15 protein-coding genes and 1 pseudogene are annotated in these 16533 nt (G+C 46.4%); 8 read left to right on the top strand and 8 right to left on the bottom strand.

Annotation, left to right across the window (positions count from 1 at the left end):
• Positions 1–626: 626 nt before the first annotated feature.
• Together GSQ66_RS18295 and GSQ66_RS18290 are read right to left on the bottom strand one after the other, a co-directional pair.
• A complete protein-coding gene (locus GSQ66_RS18295) occupies positions 627–1121 on the bottom strand; it encodes a hypothetical protein (RefSeq protein ID WP_162428783.1) in 495 nt (164 codons plus the stop codon).
• A gap of 5 nt (positions 1122–1126) precedes the next feature.
• Entirely contained in the window at positions 1127–1609 is a 483-nt protein-coding gene (locus GSQ66_RS18290; RefSeq protein WP_162428782.1) for a hypothetical protein, read from the bottom strand.
• Positions 1610–1738: 129 nt separating this feature from the next.
• Here GSQ66_RS18290 and GSQ66_RS18285 point away from each other — a divergent pair, with 129 nt between their 5' ends.
• Positions 1739–3688 (top strand): peptidylprolyl isomerase, encoded by a 1950-nt coding sequence (locus tag GSQ66_RS18285; protein ID WP_162428781.1) that lies wholly within the window; start codon positions 1739–1741, stop codon positions 3686–3688.
• A 239-nt stretch (positions 3689–3927) separates the two neighbouring features.
• On the opposite strand, the gene GSQ66_RS18280 is transcribed toward GSQ66_RS18285, so the two are convergent.
• Positions 3928–4575 (bottom strand): thioredoxin family protein, encoded by a 648-nt coding sequence (locus GSQ66_RS18280; RefSeq protein ID WP_162428780.1) that lies wholly within the window; start codon positions 4573–4575, stop codon positions 3928–3930.
• Between the two features lie 550 nt (positions 4576–5125).
• A complete protein-coding gene (locus GSQ66_RS18275; RefSeq protein WP_162428779.1) occupies positions 5126–6040 on the bottom strand; it encodes a DUF1684 domain-containing protein in 915 nt (304 codons plus the stop codon).
• A 150-nt stretch (positions 6041–6190) separates the two neighbouring features.
• Here GSQ66_RS18275 and GSQ66_RS18270 point away from each other — a divergent pair, with 150 nt between their 5' ends.
• The 6 genes and pseudogenes from GSQ66_RS18270 to GSQ66_RS18245 all read left to right on the top strand — a co-directional run bounded on the left by GSQ66_RS18270 (position 6191) and on the right by GSQ66_RS18245 (position 10274).
• Positions 6191–7603, top strand: a complete 1413-nt coding sequence (locus tag GSQ66_RS18270; RefSeq protein ID WP_162428778.1) for an alpha/beta hydrolase family protein — start codon at positions 6191–6193, stop codon at positions 7601–7603.
• Positions 7604–7782: 179 nt separating this feature from the next.
• Positions 7783–8118 (top strand): annotated as a pseudogene (locus GSQ66_RS18265) (type II toxin-antitoxin system RelE/ParE family toxin).
• Positions 8096–8407, top strand: a complete 312-nt coding sequence (locus tag GSQ66_RS18260) for a helix-turn-helix domain-containing protein (protein ID WP_162428777.1) — start codon at positions 8096–8098, stop codon at positions 8405–8407. The pseudogene GSQ66_RS18265 and the gene GSQ66_RS18260 overlap by 23 nt, the downstream one beginning before the upstream one ends.
• A gap of 98 nt (positions 8408–8505) precedes the next feature.
• Positions 8506–9180, top strand: coding sequence for an outer membrane beta-barrel protein (locus GSQ66_RS18255; RefSeq protein WP_162428776.1), 675 nt, complete (start codon positions 8506–8508; stop codon positions 9178–9180).
• Between the two features lie 91 nt (positions 9181–9271).
• Positions 9272–9796 carry a GNAT family N-acetyltransferase gene (locus GSQ66_RS18250; RefSeq protein WP_162428775.1) on the top strand — a complete coding sequence of 175 codons (525 nt, stop codon included), beginning with the start codon at positions 9272–9274 and terminating at the stop codon, positions 9794–9796.
• Positions 9797–9830: 34 nt separating this feature from the next.
• Complete coding sequence (locus tag GSQ66_RS18245; RefSeq protein WP_162428774.1) at positions 9831–10274, top strand: GNAT family N-acetyltransferase; 444 nt, start codon at positions 9831–9833, stop codon at positions 10272–10274.
• A gap of 48 nt (positions 10275–10322) precedes the next feature.
• Here the strand turns inward: GSQ66_RS18245 and GSQ66_RS18240 are convergent, their stop codons facing one another.
• The 4 genes from GSQ66_RS18240 to yidD all read right to left on the bottom strand — a co-directional run bounded on the left by GSQ66_RS18240 (position 10323) and on the right by yidD (position 13598).
• Entirely contained in the window at positions 10323–10598 is a 276-nt protein-coding gene (locus tag GSQ66_RS18240) for a hypothetical protein (RefSeq protein ID WP_162428773.1), read from the bottom strand.
• A gap of 108 nt (positions 10599–10706) precedes the next feature.
• On the bottom strand, positions 10707–11402 hold the full coding sequence (locus GSQ66_RS18235; protein ID WP_162428772.1) for an ABC transporter ATP-binding protein: 696 nt from the start codon (positions 11400–11402) through the stop codon (positions 10707–10709).
• Positions 11403–11432: 30 nt separating this feature from the next.
• Positions 11433–12908 (bottom strand): DUF5687 family protein, encoded by a 1476-nt coding sequence (locus GSQ66_RS18230; RefSeq protein WP_162428771.1) that lies wholly within the window; start codon positions 12906–12908, stop codon positions 11433–11435.
• A 468-nt stretch (positions 12909–13376) separates the two neighbouring features.
• Positions 13377–13598 (bottom strand): membrane protein insertion efficiency factor YidD, encoded by a 222-nt coding sequence (yidD, locus tag GSQ66_RS18225; RefSeq protein WP_162428770.1) that lies wholly within the window; start codon positions 13596–13598, stop codon positions 13377–13379.
• Between the two features lie 186 nt (positions 13599–13784).
• Between yidD and GSQ66_RS18220 the strand changes: the two genes are divergently transcribed.
• Positions 13785–16106: a S46 family peptidase gene (locus GSQ66_RS18220; protein ID WP_238395751.1), complete on the top strand. Its 2322-nt coding sequence runs from the start codon at positions 13785–13787 to the stop codon at positions 16104–16106.
• Positions 16107–16533 lie beyond the last annotated feature (427 nt).

Below are 16533 nucleotides of genomic sequence, written 5' to 3'. Positions count from 1 at the left end.
CCAGCCTTCCCCTAACAACAGGGGAAGGAGCTTTCGAGCTGTCGCTATAGTTTAGGTTATAGTTCTATAGTTGGCGTTTTAACCCACCCCTGCCCCTCCCAAGAGGGGAATTTTCTGCTATAGTTATAGTTTGACTTGTAGTCTTATAGTTATAGACCAAGATCGGACAGGTCGCGACCTGTCCCTACGGAATTATCACCACGATAAAGCGATGCAACTATAGCCTTTCAAACTTTTACAAAAGTAACTATCGAACTGATCACAGTCTTTGGGTTGAGCGCCTTTGATTTGTTGCGGTGCCGCCAGGCAACACGAGCAGAGCGAGGGTAGCAAGAAAGCAGCAGCGCGATACCCGAAGACGGGGCCTCCCGGCCGTGAGGGCACCAAAGCTAGATTGAAACGATCGGTGAGTAGAGCTCCCAGGATTGAAGAAGGCTATGAAAGAAAAGGCTTGATTCGGATTGTAGAGCAGTCAACTATAGCACTCAGATTTCTCTCTTTGTTCGAAATGACAAAATAGAAACTATGGAACTCGGATTCCTCCTGATGTTGAAATGACAAATAGAAACTATAGAACTCAGCTAACGCATAGGATGACAGAAGAAGAATATTAATGGTAATCCGATTTAAGCAATAGCTCCCTTCGGGCGGGCCAGCACACCGTTTACCACAACATTCTGCTCCAGGGCTGCCAGGTTTATACTTGCTTTTATGTGGCGGGCTGTTCGTTTATCCGGAATGGCAGATAGCTGAAGAGTTACCTTTCTGTTGTTTTCAAGCTTAAACTCGATGCTGGAATCTGCTACGCGAATGGCACTTAACTGGCTCCAGTACAACACATGTTCCCTGCCTAAAAAGGCATGCCGGAAACTTAGCCGTGTCGGGTTCATCGAAAAGTACATTTCCTTTAACTGAATAAAGCCCAGTCCTATGGCTATTGCTAGTCCACCTGATATGACAAGGGAAACAGCAGCAAAGAGGAACTCTAACCGGTAAATTTCTTCAGTATGCAGTTCCCGAACCAGCGCGACTATACCGCCTACGGCCAGAAACAATCCTAACATTAAAATATTTCGTTTCAGTGTTTTAAGCTGGTTGCGGGAGTAGAGAGAGATAAACATGCTTTTTAGCTTACAGTTAGGGGAATGCCTTTTTGCTGCACAATGTTCTGTATAGTCTGCCTTGCCCGATGAAGCGCCGTATTACTATGCAGCATGTTGAACCGCACAAGGTGGCGTTCCTCATTTTTAAGTACAAATACAACTTCCGCAATGCTAAGGTATACTTCGTCCACTTCTTCCCAGTCAAAATCATGCTCCTGTTTCCGGAAACCCTTGCGGTAACGAACGCCCTGGCCGGTAAGCGTAAGATGGCGGCGGTACTCCGGGTGCAGGTCGAGCCAGATGCGGGCAACCAGGAACGGAAAAACCAGCAGGTGCAGCAAATAAATACCCACAAAACTATAGGAAAAGCCTTTGGTAAGCACCAGGTACAGCAACAGGCCTATCTGCAGCAGCAACAAAAAAGCTGCCAGCAGATTGGTGCGCTGTTCAGCTTTCAGGTTGCCGGTATAAGCTCCCTCAAATAGCCTGATGTTGATATTTTGCATATTCCGATACTTGTCCAGACTCAATTTAGCAAAATTTTATATTACTGCCAACAGAAATTACAGCTACGGCACAGAAGCAAATGCATTTCAGTTGATTTTAGTATATTCAGGCACCCAACCAGGATTAACATGAAAAAGATACATACGCTCGGTTTTGGCCTGCTTTTGCTTAGTGCCTGCCAGTACTTGCCACAGCAAAGCCAGGAACAACCAGCCGGATTAAATAAATTTACTGATCCGCAATTACAACAGATTTACACGTTGCAGGACGAGCGCAGAACAGCGGACCTGCTCCCCTTTCTGCAACATGGCAAACACACCTACCGCCAGGAAGCGGCCCTGGCTTTTGCCTCTGTGCAGGATACACTGGCCATTCCGCAACTGCTTAGCCTGTTAACAGATACATCAACTATAGTTCGGTCGGCAGCGGCATATGCTATTGGCCAGATCGGGCATAAAAAATCAGAAAATGCACTCTTACACCAGATAGAGCACGAAACGCGTCCGCAGGTGCAGGCCGAAATGCTGGAAGCGCTTGGTAAAATAGCCACACCTGTTGGTGTTGATTTTCTGGCAAACTTTAACCCACGCACCCCGGAAGCAATGGCCGGACAAGCCTGGGGTTTGTACCGTGCCGGTTCCCGTCAGCAGTTTTCTCCGAAAAGCCTGGCCTTGGGCGCAGAATTATTAGCCGAAAAAAATCCGTTTGAAGCCAGGTTGGGCGCTGCTCATTTTCTTGCCCGTTCCCCAAAAGCAGACCTTACCCCATATCGGCAGCAATTAATTACCACTGCTACATCTGACCCTGAGGCAGAAGTACGCATGGCAGCTGCACAGGCATTGGGTAAAGTAAGAGCTATAGATAAAGGCCGGTTTTTATCCGGAATCGCGCAAAGCGACCCTGATTACCGTGTGCGTTTAAGCGCCATCCGCTCTATGACCGGGTTAGAATACGACGAAATAAAAACAGCTTTACTTGCCGGGCTACAGGATAAGAATATAAATACAGCCGTAGCTACATCGGAATTTTTGCAGGCTAACCCGCAGGGTGTTAATGTTACCGACCTGCAGCAGGTGCTTCCCAAATTACAGGATGCCCGCGTGCGCGCTAACGTAATCTGGGTAATTCTGAAAAACAGCCCGGCGCGTGATTTCCTGAGTGAACGATACAAAACCTACTTCCAAAATGCCACGAATCCTTACGACAAAGCCCAGTTCTTAAAAGCTTTATCCGGGAACTACAACAACTATACCTACATTGCCAATGCCATGTTTGCAGCAAAAGAGCCGGTAATTGCTACCACCGGCATGGATGCCCTGCTGCTGATGCGCACGCAACCTGATTTTCCGAAAGCGATGGAGGCCGATTTTGCGGCGATCTTTAAGAAAGCTGTTGGCTCAGGAGATGTGGCACTGGTTGGCATGGGCGCCGGCGCTATCCGCGATCCGAAATTAAACCTTCGCAGCTACTATAACGACTATAGTTTCCTGGCGCAGGCACAGCAAAAACTGCAACTGCCCCGCGACATGGAAACCAATATTGAGCTGCAACGAACAATAGATTTCCTGAACAACAAAGAAAGCGTAACACCTGCAAACCCGTTCACACACCCGATAGACTGGGCACTGGTAGCCACCATACCAACCAACCAGCAGGTAGAGCTGCAAACTGAGAAAGGATTGATTGTGCTGGAGCTCTTTGTAGAAGATGCACCGGGCTCTGTGGCTAATTTTGTAGAGCTTACAAAAAAGAACTTTTTTGATGGCTTATTCTTCCATAGAGTAGTTCCGAACTTTGTAGCGCAGGGCGGCGATAAGCGTGGCGATGGCTGGGGAAGCTCTGAATATTCTATCCGGTCTGAGTTTGCGCCCTTGCATTACCGCGAAGGGTTTGTTGGGATGGCCTCAGCAGGAAAAGACACCGAAAGCAACCAATGGTTTATAACGCACTCTCCGGCTCCGCACCTGGATGGCCGCTATACTATTTTCGCGAAAGTAGTGGAGGGCATGGATGTAGTGCACCAGCTGAAGATTGGCGATAAGATAAACTACGTGAGGTTAAAAGCACCAAACCTATAAGCTCTAAGTTGCAGACTATAGATATACAAGCCGACTACACATGCCACAAGTTAGAGCGCAGCGGTAACTTGCGGCTTGCAAGGTGCCAGTTTATAACAGGCGTGTTCCGGACTATAGTTTCGCCAGTTACAAACTGGCTGCCATAGCCCGCCACACGTTGTGCTGCCGTTAAACTTGCGGCATTGGGTATAAACTATAAAAGGCGACACCTGCGTGTCGCCTTTTATAGTTCTGCTGTATTAACTGTTCTCTGTTATAGTTTCTGCTGCGGTAGACCAGGCATTAAGTATTGGCATAAACTCCTGTTGCAGGGTGCGGCTGCGGTCTTTGCCATACCAGCCGTGCAGTTTTTCAGCCATTTCTTTAAAATCCATGTTCTGCGCTTTGGCATCCAGCACCAGTTGTTGCGCCGGTTCCGGACGTGGTCCCCAGGTTCCCAGTTCTTCCAGGGTTTCTGCATCCAGGGCAACCAGTTTAGGAATAGAACGACCACCATTTGTCAGGTAAGCGTCCATCACATCCAGGTTCTCGTCGCGCAGCAACAGCTTCAGGTCTATCAGCGGGCTCGCTTCTGCCATCTTCATAATGCCCGGCAGGTTCTGGGCTGCATCGCCACACCAGGCTTCGGTTATTACGACCCACACCATTCTGCGCTCTACTTTCTGCAGTGTTTCAAGCAGCTCATCTGTCAACACTGCCGATTTTTCGCCGCGGCGCATACGGTGCAGGTTCATGCGGTTATATTCTACCAGGTCATCCGCGTGGTTAGTGCCGGTCGTTTTGTTCTCAGCCAGCAATTGCTCGGTCAGAGCTACGTATTCGGTATAGTTCAGGGCTTTTTCGAGGTGTGTTGCTTTAATTACGTTTGATGTATTTTCGGTTGTCATGTTATGTATGCTATTCGGAATGTTTATGGTGTAGTTAAAGCTATAACATGCCCTAACCCGAAATGTTTCGAACTTGCTGAGGCTCCGGCTTATAGTTTTTCAACAGAAAAATTAAGTTGTATTCAACCCACCCCTGCCCCTCCCGAGAGGGGAATTTGGGCTGTGGCTATAGTTTAGCTATAGTTCTATAGTTTGGGTTTCAACAATCCTGTGAGCGCTGTTCGCAAGTTTTGAACCCCCGTTCTCACTTGTCCTCAAGGGGACAGTTTCTGCTACAACTATATGTCCCTGCCCTCGCTCGCATCCCGCGAGTGTGAGTTACCTGCGGACCCCGGCCACTTTTACCTATGCCTGAGGCACAAGTGGCGGGACGCCACTAAGTCGCTCACACTGCGGGATGCGAGCGAGGGCATTAAAGAGGTTGATTTAACAGAACGAAAAGACTCTGCTCTCAAGAGAGGGCTTGTAATGCCTAATTCCTCTCCTCGGAGGGTAGGGCTGGGTTAATAGCTTCCGTTCATTCTATAATCGTAATCTGGGTTAGAAAATATCAATGATTTGCTTCAAATGCTTTCTCGCCGGCAGGTATAGCCACCTGTAAAAAGTTCTGCTTTGGCGGCAGCGGGCAGGTTGCATACGTTACAAAAGCACAAGGTGGGTTATAGGCTTTATTAAAGTCGATGGTAACGTTGCCGTTTGCGTCTGGCAGGTCGGTATACAGGTAGCGCCCTGCCCCATATGTTTCATGTCCGTTTGTTTTATCCGCGAAGATCACAAATAATTCCTCCCCTTCTTTCAGGGCATCCAGCTTATGTTCCCTGCCATCTATGGTAAACACAAGCGCTCCCGGTGTTTCTTCTTCGCTTACCTGGCCAACTATATTGGATATCGAAATCTTGCGCCCGGTAGTGTTTGGCTCCAGCTTCGCCTGTATCTTATAAGCAGGGTTTATTTCGTAACGGTCAATCCCGGTAAAGTTCTTCCGGATGTCGCTTTCCGTATCAAGCAAACGAACACCATACTTGTCGCCACGTTTTATCACAAACCAGGTCAGCGAACCATGTTTCAGCTTTGGTGCATCCACGGTATCCGAACTATAAACTATAGCCTCCTGCACCGGCTTCCCATCCAGTTGCACATCAGCGCCTTCATCTAACTTTATCTTAACCTGGTTATCGGCAAGTATAAAAGTACCTGCTTTGGCTGCAATTTTACCTTCCGGGAAAACGATCGCATTTGCAGGGTCGCTGCCAAAGGTGTTTTCGCCGGGTTCCAGCCAGAACAGACCAGAAAGCGCCAGCCAGCCATCTTCTTTCTTCAGGTTTTCGATACGCTGATCATGCCAGGCATCTATAGTTGCTACATAAGCCGTTTTATCTTCGGGAGTAGTTTCGGGAGTATTGTTGCAGGCCGATAACAAGCCAACTATAGTTAATAAGGCTGTTGAAAGCAGGATATTCTTCATAGATCAGAAATTAAATCAACTACAAATTTAATCAAAGAATGCCAGTTTATAGTCTGTACCCTTCATTTTCACTCCATCCGGTTTTTGGACATACATAACTATACCCGGAAATTATTACCTTAGTACTATATAAATTTCAATCACACCTCTATGAGAAAACATCTGCTCCTTTTGCTGATAAGTATACTTCCCGCTGTTACCTGTTACGCACAACGACCTGCCCAAACTATAGCCGGAAGCTGGAACGGCAGTTTGGCAATTGGCGGAACAAAACTGCGACTGGTCTTTAACTTAAGTGCTACCCCGGATGGCTCCCTTACCGCTACCATGGACAGCCCCGACCAGGGTGCAAAAGGTATCCCGGTAACATCGGCCAGATTAGTGCAGGATAGTTTGTACTTAGACATTAAAGCAATTGGTGGCTCGTATGCAGGTAAAATTACCGGCCCTGAAAACATTGATGGGTATTTGAAACAGGCTGGGCAGAACATGCATATTCCGCTTACGAAAGGCGAGGTGGCAGAAGCCAAACGTCCGCAGCACCCCGTAAAACCCTACCCGTACCAGGAAACCGAAGTAACGATAGAAAATAAAGCTGCCGGCATTACCCTGGCTGGCACCCTAACTTTACCAAAAGGCAAAACCAAGGCTCCGGCTGTGGTACTTATTACAGGCTCCGGCCCGCAGGACCGCGACCAGACCATTCTGGGCCACAAGCCGTTTTTAGTACTGGCCGACTACCTCACCCGCCAGGGCTTTGCCGTGCTGCGTCTGGATGACCGTGGAGTGGGTAAATCGGGAGGTACTTTTGCGACTGCCACCACCGAAGACTTTGCCTCTGATGCCGCAGCTGCTTTTACTTACCTGAAAAGTTTTGAAGGCGTTGACGGAAAGAAAGTTGGTTTGCTGGGCCACTCGGAAGGTGCTTTGGTTGCAGCTAAAGTAGCCGCCAAATACCCCGAAGCCGCTTTTGTAGTACTGATGGCCGGAAGTGCAGTGCCGGGCACCGAGCTACTATTAGCCCAGAACGAAGCCCTGTTTAAAACCGCCGGCATGCCCGACGCGCAACTACAGAAATACCTCCAACTCCGCAAAGCCCAGTTCACTGTAGCCGCTACCGAACCTGATATTTTTAAAGCTTCCCAAACTATTAAGCAACTGGAGCAGGATGCCAAAGCCAAGCTTACCGCTGAAGAGCAGAAGCAAATGGGGCTTACTCAGCAAAGCGAACAAGCTATAGTTGCCCAGCTCAGTTCGCCCTGGATGCGCTACTTTTTAGGGTACGACCCTGCCCTTACACTGCAGAAACTGAAGATGCCCATACTCGCACTTAATGGCACCAAAGACCTGCAGGTACCTTACCAGCAAAACCTGCCCGCCACCGAAAAAGCCCTGAAAGCTGCCGGCAACAAAAAGTATACTATAAAAGAGATGCCCAACCTGAATCACCTCTTCCAGACGGCCACAACTGGCATGGTAAACGAATACGGCCAACTGGAGGAAACCATTGCTCCGAGTGCTTTAGAAACTATAGGAAGTTGGATGAAGGGAGTGGTTAAGTAGGTTTAAACTATAGTTGGTTGGTCGGTTATGGTTATCTGCAGAAATGGTTGAAATAGTGTATGTTTATACTCTAGTTACCCACAATAGGAACTGCACATGGTTTACATATAAGGAAACTTTTCTTTATCTTTGGAGGTATCTAAAGATAGGCCCTAAATGCAACAAAATTTGAAGTTGACTTGCTGGAGGAGGCTTTCAAGTATTTGGAATCGCTTGAACTGAAGCACCGAGAGAAAATACTTCAGAATATCCGGAGAGCCCAATTCCACACCGATCCCAAGTTGTTCAAGAAGCTAACGGACGAAATCTGGGAGTTCAGGACTCTTTATGCAGGGCTTCAGTACAGACTGCTTGCCTTCTGGGATAAAACAGACTAGAAAGAAACACTTGTACTAGCCACCCATGGATTTGTCAAGAAAACCAGCAAAATAGATAAAAAAGAAATTGACAAGGCCGAGCGCATTCAGAAATCTATCTTAAAGAGAAGTAATCATGAAACGATATTCATTAAGTGAAGCCGAAGACAGGCTTATAGGGGTAAAAGGAACGCCAGCGCGTGACAATTACGAGTTCGAGCTCAAGTTGGAGCTGATTGGAGACATGATCCAGGCAGCAAGAAAAGAAAGAAATCTTACACAGGAACAACTTGGACAACTGGTGGGAGTGAAAAAAGCCCAAATATCCCGTCTTGAAAATAACGCCACTAACGTGACAATTGATACCATTTTGAAAGTTTTCAACGCACTTGAGGCAAAGGTTAACTTTAAGGTTGAATTACTAAACAAACAGGTGAAAATTGCCTAAAAGAACCAGAGTGGGTAACCCGGTTCAGCCTTAACCCTTGCTATGCTTCGGGCTTCGGCTGCACCAATCCGTTGTGGCAATAATTAACTATCAATTACATGAAACACATTTTACTAATTTTGTTTGGATGTCTAATTTCCAATTTCACTTTTGGGCAGATTCTAAAAATTCAGACTGGTGTATCTGTCTCGTCGCTTCATGCTCGGAGCGAACGCCAAGGCAATGTTTTAACTAAGCAATACGACCCTCTCATCGGGCATTCCCTTTTTGTTGGATTAGATTACCTTATCAAAAAGCACTACAGTTTGTCCAGCAACATCGGTTTTGTTAGGAAAGGAAGTAAAGAAGAGTACCAACATGCGGACGAAACAGGAAAGTTGGTTGACGCAACCCGTAAAGAGACTCTCAATTATCTTTCAATGAATACTGTATTGGATCTCAAATATCCGATAAGAGAGAATATAACTCCTTATGTGAGTGTCGGGCCAAGAGTAGACTTTCTGCTGGATGATGACTATGGTAGTGAGTTCTTAATTAGTGACGGATTCAGAAAGAGCGATTTTTTAAATTCTTACAACTATGGCTTGTTGCTGGGCGGTGGGGTGACCTATAATTTTTCAAAATTTAACATCGGCCTTCGCGGCGATTATTACCTAAACGCCAAAGATGTTGTAAATAGTCCTGAGCGTGCAACTAGCAGTGGATATTATTCAAGCTACGATGTGAAAGATAAAACTTTTACTGTGAATATGGTTTTTGGGGTTAAACTCTAAAAGTACCCCCCAACTACCCCATTTCCATAGCTACGCCACCGCAAAACCCGGCACGTTATAATCAGCTTGAATTAAACTCAAAACCCCCAGAATGCATACCATCGAGATTAAAAGGGTTACCTTAACTGCTATAGACCAATTACAACAGATTGGCAGGCAAACTTTTTCCGAGACGTTCTCAGCTGGAAATACAGAAGAGAATATGAAGAAGTACCTGGAGGAAGGATTTTCTGTTGAGAAACTGACTGCTGAACTTCAAAACAAGAATTCTGAATTCTATTTTGCGACAGTTAATGGTAACGTAATCGGGTATTTAAAACTAAACTTTGGCTCCTCGCAAACAGAAATAAAAGACGATAAAGCCCTTGAAATAGAACGGATCTATGTGCTGAAAGAATATCATGGAAAGAAAGTGGGCCAGTTACTTTACGGGCAGGCAATGCAAATTGCAAAGCAGGCTGGTGCCGACTATGTTTGGTTAGGTGTTTGGGAAGAAAACCCGGGAGCCATCAATTTTTATAAGAAAAACGGTTTTGTTGAGTTTGATAAACACGTTTTTAAATTAGGAAACGATGAGCAGACAGACATCATGATGAAACTTCAGTTGAAAGACTGATCAGAAATTTCCCTTTCAAACCCGCCACTAAACCATGATCCGTCCCTACATCCCCACCGACAAACCGGCTCTCATAGCCTTACTCAAGCTAAATATTCCGCAGTATTTTGCCGAAACCGAGGAAACCGACTTTATAGAGTACCTGGACGAGCACCTGGAAGATTATTTTGTAATGGAGGAGGCCCAAACTATAGTTGGAGCAGGCGGCATTAATTACTTTTGTAGTGAGCGCCTGGCGCGGCTTTCATGGGACATTGTTCACCCCGAGTTCCAGGGTAAGGGCATCGGCACTAAGCTAACCCAGCACCGCATAAACCACATCAGAAATAACCCAACTATAGATACGGTTATAGTTCGGACCTCGCAGCTTGTGTATATGTTCTATGAGAAGCAGGGCTTTGCGCTGGTGCACACCGAGAAGGATTACTGGGCAAAAGGCTTCGACCTTTACCAGATGAGACTTCCGCTCAGGGGCTAAACTATAGGTAACTGATCGGGTGTATTAGTTTACAGCAACTATAGTTAGCTACTTCTTCATCGGCTCCAGCTCCAGCAATACCTGTTCTTTGGATTTCTGCTTTAAAAGCGAAGAGATAATACTGAAAGCGGCCAGCATGTCCTGCTTTTGCCCGTAACTATAAAGCGAGAAAAGCTCATCGCCTTTCGAGGTTTGCTCAAAAATATACAGGTTATGTGCCCCTGCACCAAAAAAGGAAAGGGAGCGGTTTTCTACACGTAAAATATCAACCAGCGAGACAATATATCGCTCGCTGCCTTTCGGAACAGGTACTTTAATATTCATTTTTTGCCTATGTTAAACGGGTGAAAAACTTAGGCGCAAGCCGGAACTGTGGCTTAAACAATTGCAGTTTACCAATTTAAATTCTAAAACAGAAGTAAAGCCTGCTTTTTAAACGGTAAAGTAGGTCTCAAGCTCACGAAGGGTGTTCTCGTTTGTAGCCATATCCTGCACCAACTGTCCCTTTTCTAATATAACGATACGCTCGCATACATCAATTACATGACTCAGGTCGTGGCTCGAGATCAGCATGGTCATGTTCTTTTGTTCGCGCAGGTTTTTGAGCAGGTTTTTCAGGCGTATCTGTGAGCTGGGGTCCAGGTTGGCAAAGGGTTCGTCCAGTATCAGCAGTTCAGGGTTCGAGAGTACGGCTGCGGCAACCCCGATCTTTTTCTGGTTACCCTTCGAGAAGTCGCGGATATACTTGCGCTGGCCCAGGATTTCGTCGTTAAACAGATCTGCAAAGGGCGCTAAGCGCTCGGCCACGTCGCCACCCGAAAGGCCATGCAGGTCGCCGATAAACTTAAAATACTCCTCTGTGGTCAGGTAATCTATCAGAAATCCTTCGTCCAGGTACGAGCCGGTGTAGCCTTTCCAGTCACCGGACTCCATCACACCAATGCCTTTCGAAAATACTTCGCCTTTGCTTGGCCGTATCAGGTCCAGTATCATCCTGAAAAGCGTGGTTTTACCGGCTCCGTTATTTCCTACCAGGCCCACAGACTCGCCTGCAGCTATAGTTAGTTCTGGTATGTTTACCACGGTAGTGCCGTTATATACTTTCTGAAGGTTATTTATAGTTAGCATTGCTCTGAATTTTATAGTTACTATAGTTGATTAAGACTGACGGAAGCCGGCTGCCAGCTTGTACTTATGCGCTGTAAACCGGTTAGCTGAGAATGTAAGCAGTTGTTTCTGAAAAATGATGCCCAGCAAACCAAGTCCGCCAATGGCTGCAATTCCGGCATAGGGCACATCCAGTAACCCGAAAGGCAGGTAAATAAGAATAGGCAAAACCATAAGCGGCAACATCATCACAAATTTAGATGCCCCTACGCCCTGCCAGTTAAAGGAAGCACTCTTGCTCAGGTCCAGCTTTTGGGTATTGTACACCGAAAAGTAGAAAACAATGAACACGTTAACCCCAATATTATAAAGCAAGGCTGCCGCATTTATCAGGATGATCTTATAGCCGAAGAAGCCATAAGGCAATGTCAGGATGAAAGCCAGCACCATAACAGGCACCATCATCCAGTACTTGGCGCTCAGGAACTGGTAAGGTGAAATGCGCTGGGTCAGTAATCCATCGAAGTGGCCGCTCTGCCAGCCCGGCAAAAACTGGCCATAGTTAAACATAGGCATCCCTGACAAGATGATTCCGACAAATATCAGGATCCCGAAACCATCCATATAAGTGCCCTTGCCATAAAATATAAAACCATAGAACAGGAATATAGCCGACATGAAAACGATGGATTTGGTGCGCTTATGCCGCCAGATCAGCTTCAGCTCCAGCTCTATTAACTTGCCCAGCTCACCAAAGCGATTCAGGAACGCAATGTCGCCGCCTGTAGCTTCCTTTGCTTTTCGCACACTCATTTCTTCGGGGTAGGTATGGGCTTTCAGGAAATAAAAGTTGAGCAGGTAAGCACCAACAAGTAAAGCAGCCGGAACTATAACCAGCCACGGCTGCACCAGTATGGCACCAAATACAGCCTGGGAAATTAATTGTAACTGCAACACATCCACGTAATCGAGCAGCATCAGCGCTACTATAGTTGCCCCGAAAGCGAGGGTATAAAGTGGCTTGTTGCTCATTTGCCGTTTAAAGTACAGCAGCAGAAAATTGTTGAGCAGCGTTACAGCCACTACAGTCAGCAACCAAACTATAGCCATGCCCGAACCAAAAGCCGGTATGACCGATGTGATCATAAAAGGCACGAAAAACAGCAGCGGCAACAGGTTAAAAAAGCTCGGAACAGATTTTACCAGTACATAATGCACCAGCTTGTTTTTAGAGATCGGCAAATGCAGGTAAGGCTGTATGGCCAGCACCGGCAGTTCCTGCATCAGAAACCTGAAAAAGAGATCGATCAGGAAATACACCAGCAGCATGCCGTTGAAGATGGCTACCACATTTTGTTGCGGGTATATTTTTGCCAGAATATCATCCAGATTGAAACCCAGGAACAGGAAAATACCACCGAAATACAGGATCAGCAGGCCTAATATTATATTAAGCGCGATGCTTTTCTGAAAAACGGAAGACCGCAGCTCGGACCGCCATTGGTGCGAAAGTAAAGTCAGGAACATAGGCAGAAGTAGAAAGTATATTGTCTTTCCTCAATATACTCCAAAATGCCCGTAATTTCAATCTGACAGGCCGGGCTTTAGACGAACGCGGTGTAAAAATATACTTACAGGCAAGAACTCCCGATGAAGCTGAAACTCCCCTATTTCATCCCGTGTCTGTTATGTTCTCTGAAAATACCGCCCTCGCTCGCGTCCCGCGAGTGTGAGCTACATGTGGCGTCCCGCCACGACAAAAAAAGAGCGTCAAGAAAAGCTAAACTATAGGTTAAAGCGGCCAGAGGCGAGCGAGGGCGGTAGAAATAACTTAGAACCTCTCCTACTTTACCCGGGCTATTTCATTCTCCTTTTTTGTCATCCTGTAAGGATCTTTGTGGCAAGTAGCATAGGCTTAAACTCCTTTCAACCAAGTTTCTTTACAGAATGACAGTAAATTTTTAAGACATTTTATGACACGGAAACAGTCCTCCCTTATCTCACCGGGTCGTAGCCGCTTCCGCCCCAGGGGTGGCACCGGCCAATTCTTTTCAGAGCCATCCAGCCGCCTTTAAACGGGCCGTATTTATTGATAGCCTGCACAGCGTAAGTAGAACAGGTGGGCGTGTAGCGGCAGGTAGCTGGTTTTAATGGCGAGATCATGTACTGGTAAATCCAGATCAGGCCAAGCATCAGTTTCTTAAATATCCAGCTCATGTTTCAGTGTAATTAGTATCAGGCTATAAGTATAGGGTAGCTTCCTTTGTTTTAGTTCAACTATAGCGGGTTATCAGAAAACGGGGAAAACTATATACAAAACAGCTATCTAAAAACCCTAACAAGCGTTAGGTGCGTAATTTTTTATTAAATTGCATGCAGTTTAACTAATCTAAACAAATTTCCATGTTAAAAAGAATCCTTTCACTCCTACTTTTAGTTGTGCTGAGCGTGCCGTTTACGGCCAAAGCCGACGAGGGTATGTGGTTGCCGATGCTGATAAAGCGCCTGAACCACGCTGATATGCAGAAAAAAGGACTTCAGCTTACTGCCGAAGAAATTTACTCTGTAAACAACTCGAGCCTGAAAGATGCCATCGTGCAGTTCGGTGGTTTCTGTACCGGTGAGTTCGTTTCGAAAAACGGTCTGTTGCTTACAAACCACCACTGTGGTTACGGCCAGATACAGGCGCATTCTACACCGGAAAACGATTACCTGACAAACGGTTTCTGGGCTAAGAGCTATGCCGAAGAGCTTCCGAACGAAGGTCTTTTTGTGGATATTTTAGTGCGTATGGATGACGTGACAGGAAAAGTACTGGAAGGCATCGATAACAACACACCGGAAGCAGAACGTGCTCAGAAAGTAGGCCAGCGTATGCAGGCTTTAGCTAAAGAAGCCAGCAACAATGGTGAGTATGTAACTTATGTGCGTGATTTCTTTAACGGCAACGAGTTCTACCTTTTCGTTTACAACCGCTACACCGACGTTCGTCTGGTAGGAACGCCTCCATCGTCAATCGGTAAATACGGCGGCGATACGGATAACTGGATGTGGCCACGCCATACCGGCGACTTCTCTGTTTTCCGTGTATATGCGGGCAAAGATGGCAAGCCGGCCAAATACAGCAAAGACAACGTTCCTTACAACCCGAAGCACCACCTGCCAATAAACATCGGCGACAGAGAGCCAGGCGACTTCTCTATGGTTTTCGGTTTCCCGGGCCGTACCAAGCGTTTCATGACCTCACAAGGTCTGCAACTGGAAGTAGACCAGCTGAACAAGACACGTATTAAACTGCGCGAGAAAAAGCTGGCACTTTGGAAAGAAGACATGGACAAGAGCGATGCAACCCGCATTAAATATGCCTCTAAATATGCCTCTACTTCTAACTACTACAAATACTCTATCGGTCAGAACGAAGGCATTAAGCGCATGAAGACCATTGAAGGCAAAGTAGCTGACGAAGCAAAATACCAGGCATGGGCTAACGATCCGCAGCGCAAAGCCCTTTACGGCAACGTACTTTCTGATATTGATGCATCTTACAAAGAGATCGCAAAATACAACCTGGGCTCTGTATACCTGAACGAAGCCATTTTAGGTACTGAGTCGCTGATGATGGCTTACCGCCTGATGCCGCTTTATACAACCCTGAAAGGTGGTGACAAGGCCGCTGTTGACAAAGCAGTTGAAGACCTAATGCCACGCGTTGATGCCTTCTTTAAAGACTATAACATGCCAACAGACAAGAAAGTGTTTGCTGCCATGCTGAAGTTCTACTACGAAGATATCGCGAAAGATCAGCAGCCGGAAGCTTTCAAAAACCTGGTAGCTAAGTACAAAGGCGATTTCAACAAACTGGCTGACCACGTGTACAGCAACTCGTTTGTAGTATCGGAGCAAAAACTGAAGGACTTCCTGAAAAACCCTACTGCCAAGAAACTGGAGAATGATCCTGCTTTCGCCATTGTGCAGCCTATCATCGAAAACTACTCAACTAACATCGCCCCTAAACTGGCTGGTGCTAACGCGAAGTTAAACACGGCCAGCCGCCTGTATGTAGCCGGTTTGCGTGAAATGAACCCTGACTTTGTGTACTACCCGGATGCAAACTCAACGATACGTTTGAGCTACGGCGCCATTAAAGATTACAGCCCGCAGGATGGTGTACTATACAACTACTACACTACTATGGAAGGCTTAATGGCGAAGGAAGACCCAACCAACGAGGAGTTTGAAGTACCGGCTAAGTTAAAGCAACTATACGAAGCAAAAGACTATGGCCGCTATGCTAACTCTAAAGGCGAAATGGTAGTTAACTTCATCACGGATAACGACATTACAGGTGGTAACTCAGGTTCGCCGGTAATTAACGGTAGAGGTGAACTGACTGGCCTTGCATTCGACGGTAACTGGGAAGCGATGACTGGTGACCTTGTTTACGATGCAGACTATAAGCGTTGCATTAACGTAGATGCGCGTTACGTACTGTTCATTATCGATAAATATGCAGGCGCTAACAACCTGATAAGCGAGATGACGATTGTAGACACACCTAGCCCGGGTGCCGGCGACGCTGCGAAAGCAGAAGCTAAAACACCACAGGCTGAACTACTGAACGAAACAATGACAGAAGCGCAGGAGAAACTGCGTGCCGGTAAAACAGAGTTCAAGATCGAAAAGAAAAAAGGTGACGCCAAGGTTAAACTTCAGGTGAAAGACTAAGTACCTTTTTAAACTATAGAAAAGCGCTGGGAGCAATCTCAGCGCTTTTTTTGTTGTCTGAACCACAGATTAATAGAGATTTAATGGATCAAAAGAATTGTAGAGACGCAATATCTTGCGTCTTTTTTGTCTGAATCAGGATTTACAGGATTTAAGGATTAGCAGGATGCTTATCGTAATTTATGCTTGCTCCTCCTGCTTAACCTGGCGCCGGTATCCCATTGGTGCTGCACAGTGGGCGCAAGTCTCCGGACGCGCTGGGCTATAGTTGCAGCGTAAAGGCCAATCCTGAGCCAGACCTATAGTTCTATAGCGGAGACGCAAAATATTGCGTCTCTACCATCCCCCAAAATCCTATTATTCTACGGTTCAGACATTCTAACTCCAGCCAAATCACACCATCAATTCAATCTTAAAAATCTTAGTC

This window comes from Pontibacter pudoricolor, from assembly GCF_010092985.1.
In the GTDB taxonomy this organism is placed as follows: Bacteria; Bacteroidota; Bacteroidia; order Cytophagales; family Hymenobacteraceae; genus Pontibacter; species Pontibacter pudoricolor.
This window is presented reverse-complemented; position numbering and strand designations above follow the sequence as displayed.